Annotated in this window: 15 protein-coding genes; 8 read left to right on the top strand and 7 right to left on the bottom strand. The window is 67.7% G+C overall.

Translation table 11 applies throughout. The features are described from left to right. Both ACWDZ4_RS32335 and ACWDZ4_RS32330 read left to right on the top strand, forming a co-directional pair. Positions 1-602: IS481 family transposase (locus ACWDZ4_RS32335; protein ID WP_451511950.1), on the top strand; the 602-nt coding region annotated here is incomplete at its 5' end. A 274-nt stretch (positions 603-876) separates the two neighbouring features. Further along, entirely contained in the window at positions 877-1,005 is a 129-nt protein-coding gene (locus tag ACWDZ4_RS32330) for a hypothetical protein (protein ID WP_451511949.1), read from the top strand. Between the two features lie 10 nt (positions 1,006-1,015). Here ACWDZ4_RS32330 and ACWDZ4_RS32325 read toward each other — a convergent pair whose 3' ends face one another. Beyond that, positions 1,016-2,284 carry a DUF4041 domain-containing protein gene (locus tag ACWDZ4_RS32325; RefSeq protein ID WP_451511948.1) on the bottom strand — a complete coding sequence of 423 codons (1,269 nt, stop codon included), beginning with the start codon at positions 2,282-2,284 and terminating at the stop codon, positions 1,016-1,018. A gap of 1,212 nt (positions 2,285-3,496) precedes the next feature. Here ACWDZ4_RS32325 and ACWDZ4_RS32320 point away from each other — a divergent pair. Beyond that, on the top strand, positions 3,497-4,450 hold the full coding sequence (locus ACWDZ4_RS32320) for an IS481 family transposase (protein WP_451511947.1): 954 nt from the start codon (positions 3,497-3,499) through the stop codon (positions 4,448-4,450). Positions 4,451-4,924: 474 nt separating this feature from the next. Here the strand turns inward: ACWDZ4_RS32320 and ACWDZ4_RS32315 are convergent, their stop codons facing one another. Genes ACWDZ4_RS32315 through ACWDZ4_RS32305 form a run of 3 tightly spaced genes read right to left on the bottom strand, consistent with a single transcriptional unit; the run spans position 4,925 to position 8,015 of the window. Next, positions 4,925-6,160, bottom strand: coding sequence for a hypothetical protein (locus tag ACWDZ4_RS32315; protein WP_451511946.1), 1,236 nt, complete (start codon positions 6,158-6,160; stop codon positions 4,925-4,927). Further along, the gene (locus ACWDZ4_RS32310; protein WP_451511945.1) at positions 6,157-6,861 is read right to left on the bottom strand and encodes a hypothetical protein; all 705 of its coding nucleotides are present in this window, start codon (positions 6,859-6,861) and stop codon (positions 6,157-6,159) included. The genes ACWDZ4_RS32315 and ACWDZ4_RS32310 overlap by 4 nt, the downstream gene beginning before the upstream one ends. Beyond that, positions 6,858-8,015: a glycosyltransferase family 1 protein gene (locus ACWDZ4_RS32305; RefSeq protein WP_451511944.1), complete on the bottom strand. Its 1,158-nt coding sequence runs from the start codon at positions 8,013-8,015 to the stop codon at positions 6,858-6,860. The genes ACWDZ4_RS32310 and ACWDZ4_RS32305 overlap by 4 nt, the downstream gene beginning before the upstream one ends. 141 nt (positions 8,016-8,156) lie before the next feature. Here ACWDZ4_RS32305 and ACWDZ4_RS32300 point away from each other — a divergent pair, with 141 nt between their 5' ends. Both ACWDZ4_RS32300 and ACWDZ4_RS32295 read left to right on the top strand, forming a co-directional pair. Beyond that, a complete protein-coding gene (locus tag ACWDZ4_RS32300) occupies positions 8,157-9,131 on the top strand; it encodes a helix-turn-helix domain-containing protein (protein ID WP_451511943.1) in 975 nt (324 codons plus the stop codon). Continuing rightward, complete coding sequence (locus ACWDZ4_RS32295) at positions 9,128-9,691, top strand: peptide deformylase (protein WP_451511942.1); 564 nt, start codon at positions 9,128-9,130, stop codon at positions 9,689-9,691. The genes ACWDZ4_RS32300 and ACWDZ4_RS32295 overlap by 4 nt, the downstream gene beginning before the upstream one ends. 50 nt (positions 9,692-9,741) lie before the next feature. Here ACWDZ4_RS32295 and ACWDZ4_RS32290 read toward each other — a convergent pair whose 3' ends face one another. Continuing rightward, positions 9,742-9,891, bottom strand: a complete 150-nt coding sequence (locus ACWDZ4_RS32290; RefSeq protein ID WP_261951420.1) for a hypothetical protein — start codon at positions 9,889-9,891, stop codon at positions 9,742-9,744. Between the two features lie 146 nt (positions 9,892-10,037). Here ACWDZ4_RS32290 and ACWDZ4_RS32285 point away from each other — a divergent pair, with 146 nt between their 5' ends. From ACWDZ4_RS32285 to ACWDZ4_RS32275, 3 genes are all read left to right on the top strand, one after another. Beyond that, positions 10,038-11,780, top strand: a complete 1,743-nt coding sequence (locus ACWDZ4_RS32285; RefSeq protein ID WP_451511941.1) for an ATP-binding protein — start codon at positions 10,038-10,040, stop codon at positions 11,778-11,780. A gap of 1,080 nt (positions 11,781-12,860) precedes the next feature. Then, positions 12,861-13,427, top strand: coding sequence for a Uma2 family endonuclease (locus ACWDZ4_RS32280; protein WP_451511940.1), 567 nt, complete (start codon positions 12,861-12,863; stop codon positions 13,425-13,427). Positions 13,428-13,999: 572 nt separating this feature from the next. Next, on the top strand, positions 14,000-14,386 hold the full coding sequence (locus ACWDZ4_RS32275; RefSeq protein WP_451511939.1) for a helix-turn-helix domain-containing protein: 387 nt from the start codon (positions 14,000-14,002) through the stop codon (positions 14,384-14,386). Between the two features lie 29 nt (positions 14,387-14,415). Here ACWDZ4_RS32275 and ACWDZ4_RS32270 read toward each other — a convergent pair whose 3' ends face one another. Both ACWDZ4_RS32270 and ACWDZ4_RS32265 read right to left on the bottom strand, forming a co-directional pair. Then, positions 14,416-14,751 carry a hypothetical protein gene (locus ACWDZ4_RS32270; protein ID WP_451511938.1) on the bottom strand — a complete coding sequence of 112 codons (336 nt, stop codon included), beginning with the start codon at positions 14,749-14,751 and terminating at the stop codon, positions 14,416-14,418. A 23-nt stretch (positions 14,752-14,774) separates the two neighbouring features. Further along, positions 14,775-15,011, bottom strand: a complete 237-nt coding sequence (locus ACWDZ4_RS32265; protein WP_451511937.1) for a hypothetical protein — start codon at positions 15,009-15,011, stop codon at positions 14,775-14,777. Positions 15,012-15,094 lie beyond the last annotated feature (83 nt).

Here is a 15,094-nt window from a genome sequence, read left to right as displayed (position 1 = left end):
TGGACCGGGCCACCGGCCGCACGATCCGACGCTACGAACACGCCGCCCCCGGCGACCTCGTCCACGTCGACATCAAGAAACTCGGGAACATCCCCCACGGCGGCGGCCACAAGGTCCTTGGCCGGCAAGCGGGCCGCAAGAACCGGACGAACGCCGGCATGAGCTTCCTGCACAACGCCGTGGACGACCACTCCCGCCTGGCCTACAGCGAGATCCTCACCGACGAGAAGAAGGAAACCGCTGTCGAGTTCTGGCAACGGGCGCACGCCTACTTCACTGCCGCCGGGATCACCGTCCAGCGGGTCCTGACCGACAACGGCTCCTGCTACAAGTCACACCTGCGGCGCAACTCCCTTGCTGCACAGGGAGTTTCACACAAGCGCACCCGGCCTTACCGACCCCAGACAAACGGCAAGGTGGAACGGTTCAACCGGACGCTGCTGGACGAATGGGCCTACACGAAGGCATACCGGAGCGAGACCGAGCGGCGCCAGGCATACCCCGCCTGGCTCCACACCTACAATCACCACCGCGGACACACCGCACTCAAGGGCCAGCCACCCGCCAGCCGCGTCCCCAACCTCACGGGTCAGTACACCTAGCGCAGCTTGTAGGTCCCAGAGCTGAGTGACTCAGCAACCTACGCGATCGAACTCCTAAAGCGGGTGTCGCAGGTTCGAATCCTGCCGGGGGCACAATGCCTGACCAGGCACGGAGCTTCGAACAGCCCCCTCGGAGTGATCTCCGAGGGGGCTGTTTTCGTGTGTGCGGGGACGTAACGCTAGGCGACGTCCTGGTTACGGGGTTACTACCGACCCCACGGGGGCGTCGGCGGCCTCCTGCTCGAACTGGGGCATCAGCGAGGTGTAGGTGTCCGTGTGGCTCGCGATCACCCCAACCGGAGAAGTGACCGCTCACCTCGTGGCGGGAAGTACCGCCAAGGTCACCTGGATCAGTCTGGATGGCGCCGCCTGCCGTCTGGACGCACCCGACGAGGTTGATTGAGTCGAGCCCGTCACCGCCCGGCCGCGGTCTGGCTGGCCCGCCATTCAGGAGCCTCGGGCGTGTCTTGGAACTCCAGGAGGTGCTGTCCGGCGAGCCGCTGCAGGGCAGCGCGTACGTCTGCCGGTGTGACGTAGAAGAACTCCCGGCGTAGGTTTACCCGGTTGACACGGCGGGACTCGAACTCCTGGTGCAGGCGGCGTTCCAGGCCGACGGCGTCCTCACTGAAGATCAGGGCGTGTACGTCGAAGCGGAAGGGGACGGACGCGTCCCCGAGTTCGATGACGCGGTCCATGGGATCGAGGCGCCGGGTCATACCGATCTTGACCATGCGTTCGCCGAACGCTCCGACGTTGGAGATGACGTAGACGTATCCGGCCCGGATGTTGGCCTCGCGGGCCTCGACCGCCTCCAGTTCGGCGCCCAACTCGGCGAGTTTTCCTTCGAGTTCGGCGATGGCGGCCTCATCGCCGGTGCCGGAGCGCAGGCGGCGCAGGGCGCCCTCGTAGTGGCTGCGTTCCTTCTCCAGCCGCTGCCGCTCGCGCTCGATCTCGCGCTGCAGGCGCTCCTCCTCGCGCTGCTGGGCTCGTAGCTCTCGCTGCTCCTCCCGCTCGGTCTCCTTCCTCACCAGGTAGTCCGCCGTCAGCTCCAACTCCTGGACCCGCAGCTGGTGGTAGTCATCGCCGATGCGGATCTGCATGGTGGCGCCGAGCCGGGCGATCGACTCCCGTGTCTTGCCGAGCCGGTCGATCAGCGAGTCGAGCCGGTGCGGCTTCATGCCGCGCACTGCGTTGTCCGCCTCGGCGTTGTACGCGCGCAGCATCAGCTTGGAGAAGTCACGGACCATCTTGCGGCCCTTGGCAGCTGAGCCGTCCACCATCCAGTACTGGTTCCCGAGCACTGCCCGATCGTCCCTCGCCAACTGCTTGTAGCGGGCCTTGAGACTGTCGAGCCGGTCCTTGTAGGCGAGCGCGTCGGCGAGCGGATGGCGGTACTCGTAAATGCCGGCCTCTTGCAGCATCCGCGTCTCATCGGTGAGCACCAGATCCCGGCGCGCGGCCGTGAGGCGCTGTTCGGCCTCCGCCGTCTGGCGAGCCATGTCGTCGGCTTGGCGGCGCACGTCGACCAGGGACTGCGCGGCGCTCTCGGCGGCGTGCTCTATCTTCTCGTCGAGTAGAGCGTCGATCCGTCCGATCTCTTGGAGCTTCTCCTCATGCGCGCGGCGCAGTCGCTGCTGCTCGGCGGCTATCTGAGCGCTGTCGGCTCCGATGAGACGACTCAATTGCTCCGTCAGGTGACGGTTGTCTTCCTGTAGTCCGCGTACCTGTGTTTCCATCAGCGCCAGCTCGCCCGCCAGACGCGCCGCCTCGGACTCCGCTTGCTTACGGCGCCGGCCGAACAGACCCCCACCTGTGGCCGGGGCCGTCGCCTGGGGACCGTAGGGGGACTGCTGAGGAACGGGTGCGCTCGGCTGCGGCGCGGCCCCTTCCGGGATCCAGATCTGCCAGCCTGGGGGTGTGGGCCATGCGGGATCCGGTTCCCAGCCCGGTGGGGGGCTCCACCCCTCCGGCGGGGCGGGCCAGGTGGGCGGCGGGTTGAACCGGTAGGTCATGGGGCAACGACTCCTGTCGCGAGGGCGAGAGACGGCCGGCGTAACCCCGATGCCGTCCGGCAGCCAGCGGGCCGAGTCGAACGTACTCGGCCTTGTAGACCTTCGTCCTGCCATCTCCTGTTTTTGGCCCTCCTGGCAGCAGATCCGACGAGGTGGGTAAGTCGCAGGGAGCCGTTAGACTCCGGCCGCTGTCAGGACGGCCCTCCGCCGGCAGCGAAGTGCCCTTCGTCCTCGAGGGACCGGTCCGACGCCCCCCGGGCACGGCCGACCGCCCCTGACGCACCGGGTGGAGGTGAAGCGAAGGTGGCCGCCCCTCTGTCCGCGGACAAGTTCCTGTCCGTTCTCAAGAACGCACGACTTGGCGTTGTCGGACACGGATCCTGGCGCACCCACAACCGCGACCAGCACGGCAACTGGGGCCCCGTGAACGGGGTGGTGATCCACCACACGGGCGCGTACTCCTCCGCGTCTTGTGCCTCCCCCTGGCCATGCCGCGCGCGCCCGCGACCTGTGGCACGAGGTCGCGCCCCTGCAGTCGGCCCGGAACGGATTCAGCACACATGAGGCCGGGAAACCCTGGGAACCTGCAAGAACCACCGAGACATGTTTCTCCAGGTCAAACGCGGTCATGGCGGAGTTTCCCCAGGTCACGACCTTGATCAGAGAAAACTCCTAAAGCGGGTGTCGCAGGTTCGAATCCTGCCGGGGGCACCACGCGTTACGCTGCTGACCTGGGGTTTCTCCCCCAGGGAGGCGCTCTAGTTGTTCTGTCCCGGGAGGTTGTGGACGGGTGAGGCAGATCTCGGCTGAGGGATCTTGAACAGGTGAGGGCCTTTCGAGTTCGGTGTGGATTGCGACGTCAACACCGACCGAAAGGCCCTCGTGCCCCACCGTAATGCACCCCTGACCGAGACCGGCCGTCTGCGCCTGGCCCGCTGCGTGGTCGAGGACGGCTGGCCCCTGCGCCGGGCTGCCGAGCGTTTCCAGGTCTCGCCGACCACCGCCCAGCGCTGGGCCGACCGCTACCGCCGACTGGGCGAGGCAGGGATGGCCGACCGCTCCAGTTGCCCGCGCACCAGCCCGCGCCGGACGCCGACCCGTACCGAGCGGCGCATCATCAAGGTTCGTGTCCTGCGCCGGTGGGGACCGGCCCGTATTGCACACCTGCTGCAGCTGGTGCCCTCGACCGTGCACCGGGTGCTGACCCGCTACGGCCTGGCCCGCCTCACGCACCTGGACCGGGCCACCGGCCGCGTCATACGCCGCTACGAACGTGAACGTCCCGGCGAGCTGGTGCACGTGGACATCAAGAAACTCGGCAACATCCCCGACGGCGGCGGACACAAGGTGCTGGGCCGCCAGGCGGGCCGCAAGACCCGCTCGAACGCCGGCTACAGCTACCTCCACACCGCCGTCGACGACCACTCCCGACTGGCCTACAGCGAGATCCACGCGGATGAGAAGAAGGAGACCGCCACCGGCTTCTGGACCCGCGCCCACGCCTTCTTCACCCAGGCCGGCATCACCGTCGAACGCGTCCTGACCGACAACGGCTCCTGCTACCGCTCCCGCGACTGGCGCGACCTGCTCACCGAGACCGGGATCGCCCACAAGCGCACCCGGCCCTACCGACCCCAGACCAACGGGAAAGTCGAACGCTTCAACCGCACCCTGCTCGACGAATGGGCCTACGCCCGCCCTTACCGCTCAGAGACCGAACGACGCGAAGCATTCCCCAACTGGCTGCACACCTACAATCACCACCGCGGACACACCGCGCTCGCAGGCAAACCACCCGCCAGCCGCGTCCCCAACCTCACGGGTCAATACATCTAGTCGGCCTCGGACTCCTCGTCCGGGGCCGTTTGCGTGAGCGGACGAGGAGTTGCTTTGCCGAACATCGCCCAACGGATCAGCATCATCCGGGCCTCGTCCGGCGTCGTCCACCGCCTGTCCAGCCCCCGCTCCACCACAGGTCAGGACACCCCGATCCACCCGAACATCTGGAAAGGGTGTTGGGGGCAACCCCTCACGAGTGCGAATCTCGGGTTCTCCGCAGCCGCCTGAACAGACGAAACGAAGGGCGCACGCTCCCGCATCCCACGGCGGACCGCCGACACCGACTGCGTGGCGGAGTCCTATGGAACCTGGCGGTAGACGTCGCGGCGGTTGCCGACGGCCAGGACCCACAGGGGAAGTGGAAGGCGATCAGGAACCGCTCAACGCCCAGCCACCGGTAGTGGCGGACCCAGGCGGCCAGCAGCGGGGGTTCGACGGAGCCGATCACGGCGATCAGCGCGGGAGGGATGCTCAGCATCGGGGCTCCTTCGTACGCAGTGAGGCGAAGGTGCGGGTGAGGAAGTCGGCCTGCCCAGCAGCCGACCACATCCCCAACAGATGGGGCGCCTCAGGGCCGGGCCGCTCGGGCGGCTGACGGATGACGCTGTGCAGGGCCTCGGCGAGGGCGTCCGGGGCCCTGGCCGTGAAGGTCAGGGTCCAGGGCCGGCCGCTCAGGCGGGCGGTGAGACCAGGGTCGTGGTCGGAGACGACCAGGGGGACGCTGAGGCGAGCGGCGTCCATCACGAGCCCGGACTCCTTGCCGACGCCGGGGCGGCGGGCGACCAGGGCGGCGTCGGCGGCGGCGTAGACCAGTCGCAGCACCGATTCGCTCACTGGTCCGGGCACCGTGTGGAGGCGGACGTTCGGCAGGTCACGCCATCGGGCGAGCACGGTTTCGTCGAGCGGGATGCCGGTCACCACCAGATGCAGCGGCTCCTTCAGCAGAGTCAGGGCAACGTCGATGACTCCGATGTCCTTGTAGGGCCACCAGCCGCCGACCAGGCACACCGCGGCTTCACCGGTGGGGATGTCGAAGGCGGTACGGCCACCGTCGCGCTCGGCGTCGGTGAGGCGGCGGCCGTCGTCGACCGCGAAGGCCCGCACCACCGCAGGCAGGTCCGGGAAGGCTGCCGTGAACTGATCACCTGCGGCCTGGGTCGGGCACACCGCCAGAACCTGCCTCTCGCCCCGGCGGGCGAGCCGGCCGAGGAACCGCACAGCGGCGTCCTCGGTAGTGACTTGTTCGTGGACGAACCGCAGGTGCGGCAGCCCGCCGAGGAGAGCGGCGGCACCATGCAGGGCTTCACTCGCGCTCAGAATCACCACCGCCTCACCACCGGGCTCCAGCCGGCGGGCGGTCCGCAGGGCCGACGCCTCCGCAAGGCACCGGGCGATGAGGGTGATTTGGTGCGGAAGCCGCCGCAGGAAGCGCGGCCAGTGGCGCGAGCGGAAGACCCGCAGCCCAGCCCTGGAGAGTCCGGCCGCAAGGCGGGAGGCGGCCAGTAGTACGGCCGCCGGGCGCCCGGCCGGTGCGGTCACCAGCCGGGCCCCGGCCTCGCGCAGGGCCGCCATCGCCTCGCGGGTGATCCCAAGTGGGGCGATGGCCAGGCTGCCGGGCCGGGCCTGGGCGAGGGCCACCAGCGTGCGCTGGTGGTGCCCGCCCAGGCGATCGGCGTACGGCTCGATCAGCACCAAGGGGCCGGTCACCCGGTCACCGCCTGGTCCCCGTGGGCGGCGGTGAACCTCTCCCGCAGCCACGTGGGGTCGTTGAGGTGGTCGAACTGTCCGGGGGCGCGGGCGAACTCCTTGGCGAAGGCGACCCCTTCGCGGGCCCCGGCGGCGGCGTACGGGGCGAACTCGCCGTTGCGGCTCTTGGTCCATGCCTCCACCCGCTGCCGGGAGTCGTCGTCGGCCATGCCGTACTCGCTGCCGCGAGCGAGCATCGCGCACTCCCGGAAACCGGCCTTCCACGCGTGGAAGGGGCTCTGGTTGAACCTCGTGATCCCCGCGGTCTGCTGAGCGAACTCGATCCGTCCAGGCAGGGCAGCGAGCACGTCCACGGCCCCGCCCATCTCGCGCAGGGCACTGCGGCGGACCAGTTTCAGCCCGCCGTAGCCGTAGGTCAGACCGTTGACTGGGTTGACCGCCCGCCACACCCGCATCGAGACGCCCTCGTCCAGGGGCTCCACCGTGGCGGGGTCGAAGCCGGCGTCGATGGCGAAGTCCCCGTCGGCGAGGAAGAACTGCTCGTGGTCGACGACCTCGGCACACAGCCGGTAGGCCCGGCGCATCCCGTGTACGCCGTGCAGGCGCTTGACCGTGCCGCCGAGCGTGCGCTGGAGCCGGGAGTGCAGAGAGGTGGCCATCGGCTCGTCGTACGAGAGGAGAACCGCGTCGAAGCTGTTCATGAGACGGCCTCCAGGTAGCGGGCCGCGATCAGGGCGGGGGTGAAGTCGGCGGTGGAGGCGTGGGCCCGCTTGGCGTACAGAGCATGGAATTCGGCGTCCGTGGCGAGCCGTTCGGCCAAGGCGACGGCCTCGGCCGGGGTGGTGAAGCACAGCTCGGGGTCGATGTGCTCGGCGAGCCAGCCAAGGCGGGGCGAGATGACCGGCAAGCCCATGCCCTGGCAGTCGATCACGCTCATCGACCAGGGGCAGCCGGACCGGAACGGGGCGATACCGAAGCGCGCGCCGGCCAGCAGGTCCTTGTAGCGGACGCGGTCGCCCCGGTCGGAGACGACCTGCACATGCGGCAAGGCGGCGAGCTGATCACGCATCTTCTCGGGGCTGTCGTCCAGGCCCTTGCGCTCCGCACGGCGCTGGCCGAACAGGTCCATGACCCGCAGCCTGACGGTGCCGGACGCGACCAGGTCGCGGGCCAGGTCCACGAACTGTCCGGTGCCATAGTGCGCGTACAGCCGGTGGTTGTAGACACCGATCGCCCCAGCACCGGACGCGGGCTGCGTGGTGGCGGGGTCCCGTACCAAACGCTCGTCACGCGGGGCGGGCACCACTCGTAGCTTCTCGCCGAGGCCCACGGCCATCCGGGCGGCTGCCGCCGACACCCAGGACGCGGCCGTGGAGGAGTGGACCAGCACCCGGTCACAGGCGGCCAGTCCGGCGGCGAATGCCAGCAGCACCGGCCGCCCGAGCCCCGCATCGTTCAGGGACGGGTCCAGCTGGAGCTGGCCGCCGCCCGTGAAGGAGAACGGCAGGTAGTGGCAGTAGCCGGCCAGTAGAGCGTTGGATCCGGCCTCCAGTAGGGCCGTGCGGATCGCCGGGGCCTCCTCGATCTGGTTGGCCACGACCACGACGGGCTTCACCGCCCGGATCAGTGCCACCAGCTCGTCGATTTCCGCCGAGAAACGGGCCCGGTACTTCGTCCCCGGCACCTTCGTCTGGTGGAATCCACAGCGGGCATCCCCGGCCGGAGCCGGGGCCGCGACCGTCACCTCCGCTCCGGCATCCGCCAGAGCCGGGGCAAGCAGGTCCGCGAAGATCCACCCCGAGTCGGCCGAAAGCCGGTCGGGGTTGGAGATGTTCAACAGGTACAGCACGCGCATGTTGCTACGCCTCCCTCATCCGCCCGGAGGGTCGATCCGGGCCAGTAAGGGAAGGAAAACGGCGACGCAGACCGTGACGGGATGATGAACTTGGATCACTCACGGTTCATTCATGCTCACCAACGATGACGCGGGGCTTCGATGGAAGCGCAAGGCGAGGAGATCACCGCCGAGCAGGCGGCCGAGGACTACGCGGCCGAGGTGGCGCGCTGGCGGGAAGTACGCGGCATGTCCAAGAGGGCATTGGCGCTGGCCATGGGCTTCGACCCGTCCTACGTCAGCCACGTGGAGTCGGGCCGCCACAAGCCCAGCGAGGAATTCTCGCGTCTCGCCGACGAGTCCCTGAACGCCGGGAAGGCCATCTGGAGACGCTGGTGCGACTATGAGCAGGCAAAGGCCCGTACCCGACGGCCAGCGGCGGCGCCGCCCGCCCAGCGCAGGCCAGAACAACCGTATGCGACCGGATCGGCCCTCGTCGTCGAGCACGACGCGGCACGGCTCCAGTACGACGGCAGCTCGTACCGGCTGACCATGCGCCGACAGCTGCGGAACACCGGCGACGAGCCGGTGACCCGCTACCTGATCCGCATCTCCGTGGACCGCTACCCAGGTGACCCTGAGCAGTCCAACGCGCACTACCGAGCCCACCCGCTGACCTGGGGTGAACTCGACCTCACCGCCACCTGTCGGGGCGAGGCGATGCGGTGGCAGGTCAAGCACGACCGCGACGCCTTCAAGGAAGTCTGGCTGCTGTTCGACAACGAGCACGGCCGCTTCCCGCTCTACCCCGGCGAGTCCGTGTGGATCGAGTACGCCTACACCGTCGGCGACGACAAATGGGGCAACTGGTTCCAGCGAGCCGTCCGCCTGCCCACCGAGCAACTGGAAGTCCAGCTCGCCTTCCCCGCCGCTCTTGACCCCGTCGTTTGGGGCACCGAGACCTCTATGACCGCCGAAGCCTCCCCGCTGCGAACCCCTCCCGTCCTCAGCAACGTCGGTGAACTACGGCAATTCACGTGGATCACGACTACACCCGCCCTGCACGCTCGGTACCGTCTGGAGTGGCGGTTTCGGGCACGGACCGAACGCGGCACAGACCAAAGGGAGTTCAGGTGATTGACGTGCGGCCCAGCCAGCAGATGCGAGACCTCGGCGTCGTCCAACACGGCGCCGGCATCCTCGCCGAACCGGCCCGCGCTTTCGACCTGCCCGCCGAACGCGACGAGGCCGAACGCATCACAGACGAACTGTTCGCCGCCATGGAACGGATCGGCCAGGTACACCCCTTCGCAAAGGGCATGGGCATCGCGGCCCCGCAGATCGGCATCGCACGCGCCGCCACCGTCGTCCAGCCACCCGGCGACGCCCCCGCCATCATCCTCCTCAACCCCCGGATCACCACCCGCTCCGAGGAGATGGACGAGCAGTACGAGGGCTGCCTGAGCTTCTTCGACGTCCGTGGCCTGGTCCCCCGCCCCATGAAGATCACAGTGGAGACCACGGCCCTGACAGGTGAGACCGTGACCACCGTGTACGAACGCGGCCTCGCCCGCCTCATCCACCACGAAATCGACCACCTCGGCGGCTTCCTCTACACCGCCCGCATGCGCACCGGAGTGGAGCCGATCCCCGTGGAGGAGTACCGGCAGACCGGACGGGCTTGGGCGTACGAGTAGGCCCGAAATCAGCGACCTCGACGCCCACCGGTGGTGCCGCCTTAGCAGAGTCACTCGCGGCCCATGAGTTGGGCGAGAAGCGCCACCACCGCCGTGGCTCCCACCAAGGCCGCCCCGACTTCGGGCGCATGCAGGGTCAGAGCAACGACGAGGACTCCGACCAACAGGAGGACTACGAGGCGCACGCTGATCTGTTCCATGAAGATCTACCTTCCGTGTGGCACCGACTGGGTTGTGCATCCAGCGTGGGCGCCTCACGGACGGCCCTGACGGCTCAAGACGATCGCTGACAGCATCGACCAAGAACAGCCGCTGAATGACGGCGCGTTGACAAATCCTGACGCTCGTGAGTGCAGGCACCGACGCGCATGGCCTACAGGAACTGACGCAGAATCACCAGAAGGGGGCAGAGACGGTGGTCGCTCAGCCGTGGAAGAGGCCCGAGCTGGCTGACCAGCCTGACCTGAAGAAGCTGAACGATGAGCTCCACGATCTGAGGCTGGAAGCGGGGCTCCCGTCAGCCCGGACTATTCGCGACCGCGTCGGGAAGGATGTGCAGGACTACTGGATCGTGAGTCACCAGGCAGTGCTGGACACCTTCCAGAAGCCGGATCGGCCGCTGTGGAGCCGCCTTGAGGTCATCGTCCGTGTCCTGGCCGAAGTCGGTGGGCACAACGACGTAGACGGCGAGGTCAACCGTTTCAAGGACCTGTGGAAGCAAGTCGTCAGGGAAACAGTCGCCCAAGCGTCAGTACAGCCTCCAGCAGATGGCACGCCTGCCGACGATGACGATGTGAGCGACACAGCTGACCATTCCGAGGACTTGCCGAAGGAGGACACCGAGGACTCAAGCGGGCGGGCAACGGAAGAGCCACCGGTCGGCAGGGAGACACCATCCAGCCCCGACCGAGCCTCTGCGCAGTTCAACTATGCAGAGGAGTCCTTGAAGGGGCTGATCCTCAACGCAACGCAGGCCCTTTGGTATGACAAGGACGCGTTGAGAGTGTTTCTTGGTGTGGTACGCCGTAGCGAAGGCTTCGCGAAGATGGCTGATGCCGCGGAGGAGCGACGGCCAGCGAACGCGACGTTCTACGGCGTGAAGAGCAGAGAGTTCGAGGTGCCTTACTCTCCAGCGCGACTGGAGCTGGTCACGCTGCATCGCCGCCTTGACGAGCATAGGTCGAAGCGCAAGTGGTCCTTCACCGACATGGAGAAGCAGACGGGCGTCTCGTCGGATGCGTGGATCCGCTGGTATGCCCACGATGAGTTGCCCGAGCGTGAGGCGCTCGTCGCGTTCTCTCACATGGCAGGACTCCAGATGGAGGATCACGTCCTGTTGCTCGGCCTTTGGGACGCGGCCCGTGCTGCCTTGGAGGCACAGAAGCGCTCTGACGTATTGCCGTCCAGTATCAGCTTCGACGAGGCGTGGGCAATGCGTGACCCTGCGGCACCGAGGATGTGGGCACTCGCAGGAGTCGGGGGCGTCGGAGACGGGAATCTGGCCGCGTATGGCCCTGGTCTTGCCTCCGGTACGGCCCCCGCCTTCGCCGTGGCCGGGCCCTCAGGGTCAGGTCGCTCCACGGCGCTGGTGACCATCGCACGCTCTCTGCTCGCATCGGGCACCCAGCTCGTGTTAGCCACGCCCAGGCCGTCACCTCTACGGGAGTTGGCTGATCGAGACGGCGTGGTGGCCTGTTTCGATCAAGACGACATCGGGCACGACGAGCTCAAGGAGGCATTATCGGGGGCGTCTGCTGAGAAGCCGATCGTTGTCGTGATGGACGACGCAGAGGTCTTGGATGAGTGCGATGCCCAGCGTGTGCTGCGGAACCTGCTGGAGCACGGATTCGACGAGGGTGCGGCGCTGGTCCTGGCAGGCGATGAGGATAAACTCCGGCCACACTACCCCTGGTTGGACAGGGCGAAGAGAGCCCACCGCGGCCTCCTTCTGTCTCCCCAGGAGCGGCACGCCGGTGATTGGATCGGCATCAAGACGGGAGACTCCGTTGTCGGCAGCCCGATCGCTCCTGGCCGGGGATGGCTGCACCTTGGGGACGGCAATCTCATGGCGGTGACCGTGCCGTGTTGAGGGTTGCCCCTGATCTGACGGCGCCCGCTCCGCGTAGCCCGCAGAGGCGGCAGGAGATCGTGTGGAACGGATTCAGCACACATGAGGCCGGGAAACCTCGCGAACACGTGAGAACTACGGAGGGGAGATTTCCCAGGCCAAACACCCTGCACTCGACGTTTGTGCAGGTCACAGCCTTGATCAGGGAAACTCCTAAAGCGGGTGTCGCAGGTTCGAATCCTGCCGAGGGCACCACGCATTACCGCTCCGACCTGGGGTTTTCCGCCCAGGGAGGCGCTTTGACCGGCCTCGGACGCTTCGTCCGGGGCCGTATGCGTGAGCGGATCTCACAGTCGCAGGTGCGGGAATGGGTTCGGCGGCCCCGTGGCATACGGGCCGTGGAACAGGGCGGGCCGCTGCCTCGGCGATCGCCAGACCCGCCGCGGGCCGCAAGCTCGTGTACGTGTGGGCCGTGATGGTGATCGGGGAGTGGCCGAGCATCTCCTGACGTCCTGCAGATCGGCTCCCGCCGCATGGGCGAGGGTGTCGTGTCATGGCGGAGGCCGTGGAGCCGATGGAACCCCCCCACGTCGAGAGCCACGGTTTTCGACGACAAGGACATCGGGGTCGGCCTCTTCGGGTCGCCCGCCCACCGACGCGAAGAGTTCCGCCGCGACAGCCAAGGCGTCGTCTTCGAGCACGCGCCGCGGGTCTCCGCCGTCGCCGAACTCGCGTACGTGAGCGGCCAGCTCGCTCAGAAGCGCCTCCTCCACGAACCCCCCGTCCGTTGGAGTACTCATCGTGGTAAAAACGACACGAGCAGCCCGGACGAATTGTCGATCTGCGCGAGGGCAGCTCACAGCCCCTCCGAGAGCCGAGCCGCGCCTCAACGGCGATGTCATCGATCCCGTCCCGGCCGCGGCGTTCTCACTCCCCTGATGACGAGTCCGCCGTACCGGTTCCTCACTTGTCGTGGGCTCGCCGGCCGGATGCCGGCCGCCGGGGAGGGGCATGAGCGAGATCAGCGTGCCGGACGGATGGCAGACAGTACGCTGAATCCAGCGGGATCGGGCCCGCAGCGCAGTGTCCGGGAGGTGCTTCATGACAACCGAGATGGTGGCCCCGGCATGGATGCATGAGCAGATCACGGCGGAGGAGTACGAGTCCTGGTCCGAGGAGCAGTGCGCCGGTATCGAGATCGTGGACGGGATGGTCGTCGTGAGTCCGAGTGCGTCCAAGCGGCACAACCGGCTGGCCCGGATTCTGGCGAACGCCCTGGACGCCGCCGCGGACCCGGAATGGAACGCCGACACGGACTTCGACGTCCGGCTTCAGGACGTCCCGCTCACCAATCGCCGCCCGGACGTCGTCGTGTACCGCGCAGACACGCTCGACGTCACCCCCACCCGCCCTGAGCACGTGCTGCTGGTCGCGGAGGTGGTGTCGCCAGGCTCGGAGACCACTGACCGGATCGTGAAGGTCGACCAGTACGCCAAGGCCGGCATCGGCTTCTACTGGCGGATCGAGCAGGCCGCGACAGGCGTTCCTCTCGTGTACACCTACGTTCTCGACCCCGCGACGCAGACCTATCGGGACGGAGACGTGTTCACCGGCGTCCTCAAGGTGGCGGCCCCCTTCCCGGTGGAGATCGACCTCGGCCAGGTCTGACCCACTGCTCAGCAGTCGGCAGCGCGTGAGCGATGCGTGAGCGGACGGCCCGACACAGCGCGGCATAAGCCGGATCAATGCCTCGCCGCGCCCTTCTGAACAGGGGAAACAGCACCGCGCAGCAGCGTCGGGCATCACGCAGCAAGGATTCGATCCCCCTCCTCAAGCGGGTGTCGCAGGTTCGAATCCTGCCGGGGGCACAGGTTGGTTAGCTGGTCAGAGCCACCAAGGGCCCTCCTGTTCATTCGAACGGGAGGGCCCTTTCATGATCAGATACCACACAGATGCCACTTCCCCAGATGATCCAGGTTCGGCATCGTCCGAAAGAGGGTTACTCAGCAGCGTCGGAGCCGCAGGGTGCTGCCCAAGGAAGGGACAGACCGTCTCCCCACAGCGCGCCTGAGACGCGCCTCCCACATCCTGTGGCTCTCCGGCGGGGAGGCCGGGACCACAGGCAAGGTCCCACCGGTTATGTCGGTGGGGGCCTTCTGCTATCCACCGTAGACCGCCCCGCACGCAATGGCGTGCGGGGCGGGGCGCCTTGACTGAGTCTTAGCGCCTAACGGCCGACTATGGCGGAGACGCGTACGCCACTCGGCCGCTTCGATGCCAACCCGGACGCACCGGATTGGCGGCTTGGGGTATCCACTCGCCTCCTGATCGCAGAATGTAGGTTTTGCCCTACATACATTCGATCATGGAACCGTGAGCGTGGACAGGTGCCGCGCTCCGTCCCCCCGCCCGATTGGGTCATCGCCCGTCGCCGCGCCATCGGGGACCAGATCCGAGCAGCGCGGCTTCACGCGAACCTCACGCAGGAGGCCGTGGCCGAGCGGGCAGGGATGGACCGGGCGGCGTACAACCGGATCGAGCAGGGCCACTCCGCTGCGCTGATCGACACCCTGATCCTCATCGCCGACGCGATCAATGTCCCGCTCGCCGACCTCGTCAGGCAGTGAAGGCCCCGGCCGGCCGGGGCCACGCCCTGTTACTCCATGTGTCCGCAGGCTGCGCAGATGAACTGGCTCTCGTTCGTGGGGTTCCCGTTGTCGTCCGTCTCAACGGTTTTGTACATGGTGCCGCCGCAGCTTCCGCAGCCGCGGGTTTGGATGAGCTGTCCCACCTGTGCCTCCATCTCGTGTGTGATCCGCCGGTCGGCGTCGCGCTGTACGGCGCGCTCGCCGAGAGCGGTATCCAGCAGAGCGATCGCGTACTGACGCTGCCGATGGCGCTTCTCAATGTCGTCGGGACTGTCCCCAGGTGCCGCGTACCGGGTGCAGGTGCGGCAGTACCAGCGCTCGGGCGGCGCGGCAGCACAGTGCATCGGGGCATGGCAGCGAAGGCAGTTCACGCGTCCTCCATGTGGCCGCAGGATGAGCAGACCCACAGGTCGCGCTGCATCCACATCGTCCTGCGGCAGCGAGGGCAACCGGTCGTGTGGATGCCCTGCGGCGTCATGAGCGGTGGGTCCGGGGTGGTGGCGGCGTACTCCACGATCCGCGCCCGCAGTCGCTCGTCGCTGGTGGCAGCCATGCGGAGCAGGCGGGCGGTACGGGTACGGGCCTCGTCGGCGAAGTCGGTCATCTCGCCCGGCAGATTACGCCGTCAGAGCGTCGGGGCGGGGCTCGCTGGTGTACTTCACCCGCCGGTGTCATGAGCGGCGGCGC

It is taken from the genome of Streptomyces sp. NPDC003016 (assembly GCF_053591455.1).
The sequence above is the reverse complement of the archived record's forward strand: the minus strand, read 5'-3'. Positions and strand labels throughout refer to the sequence as shown.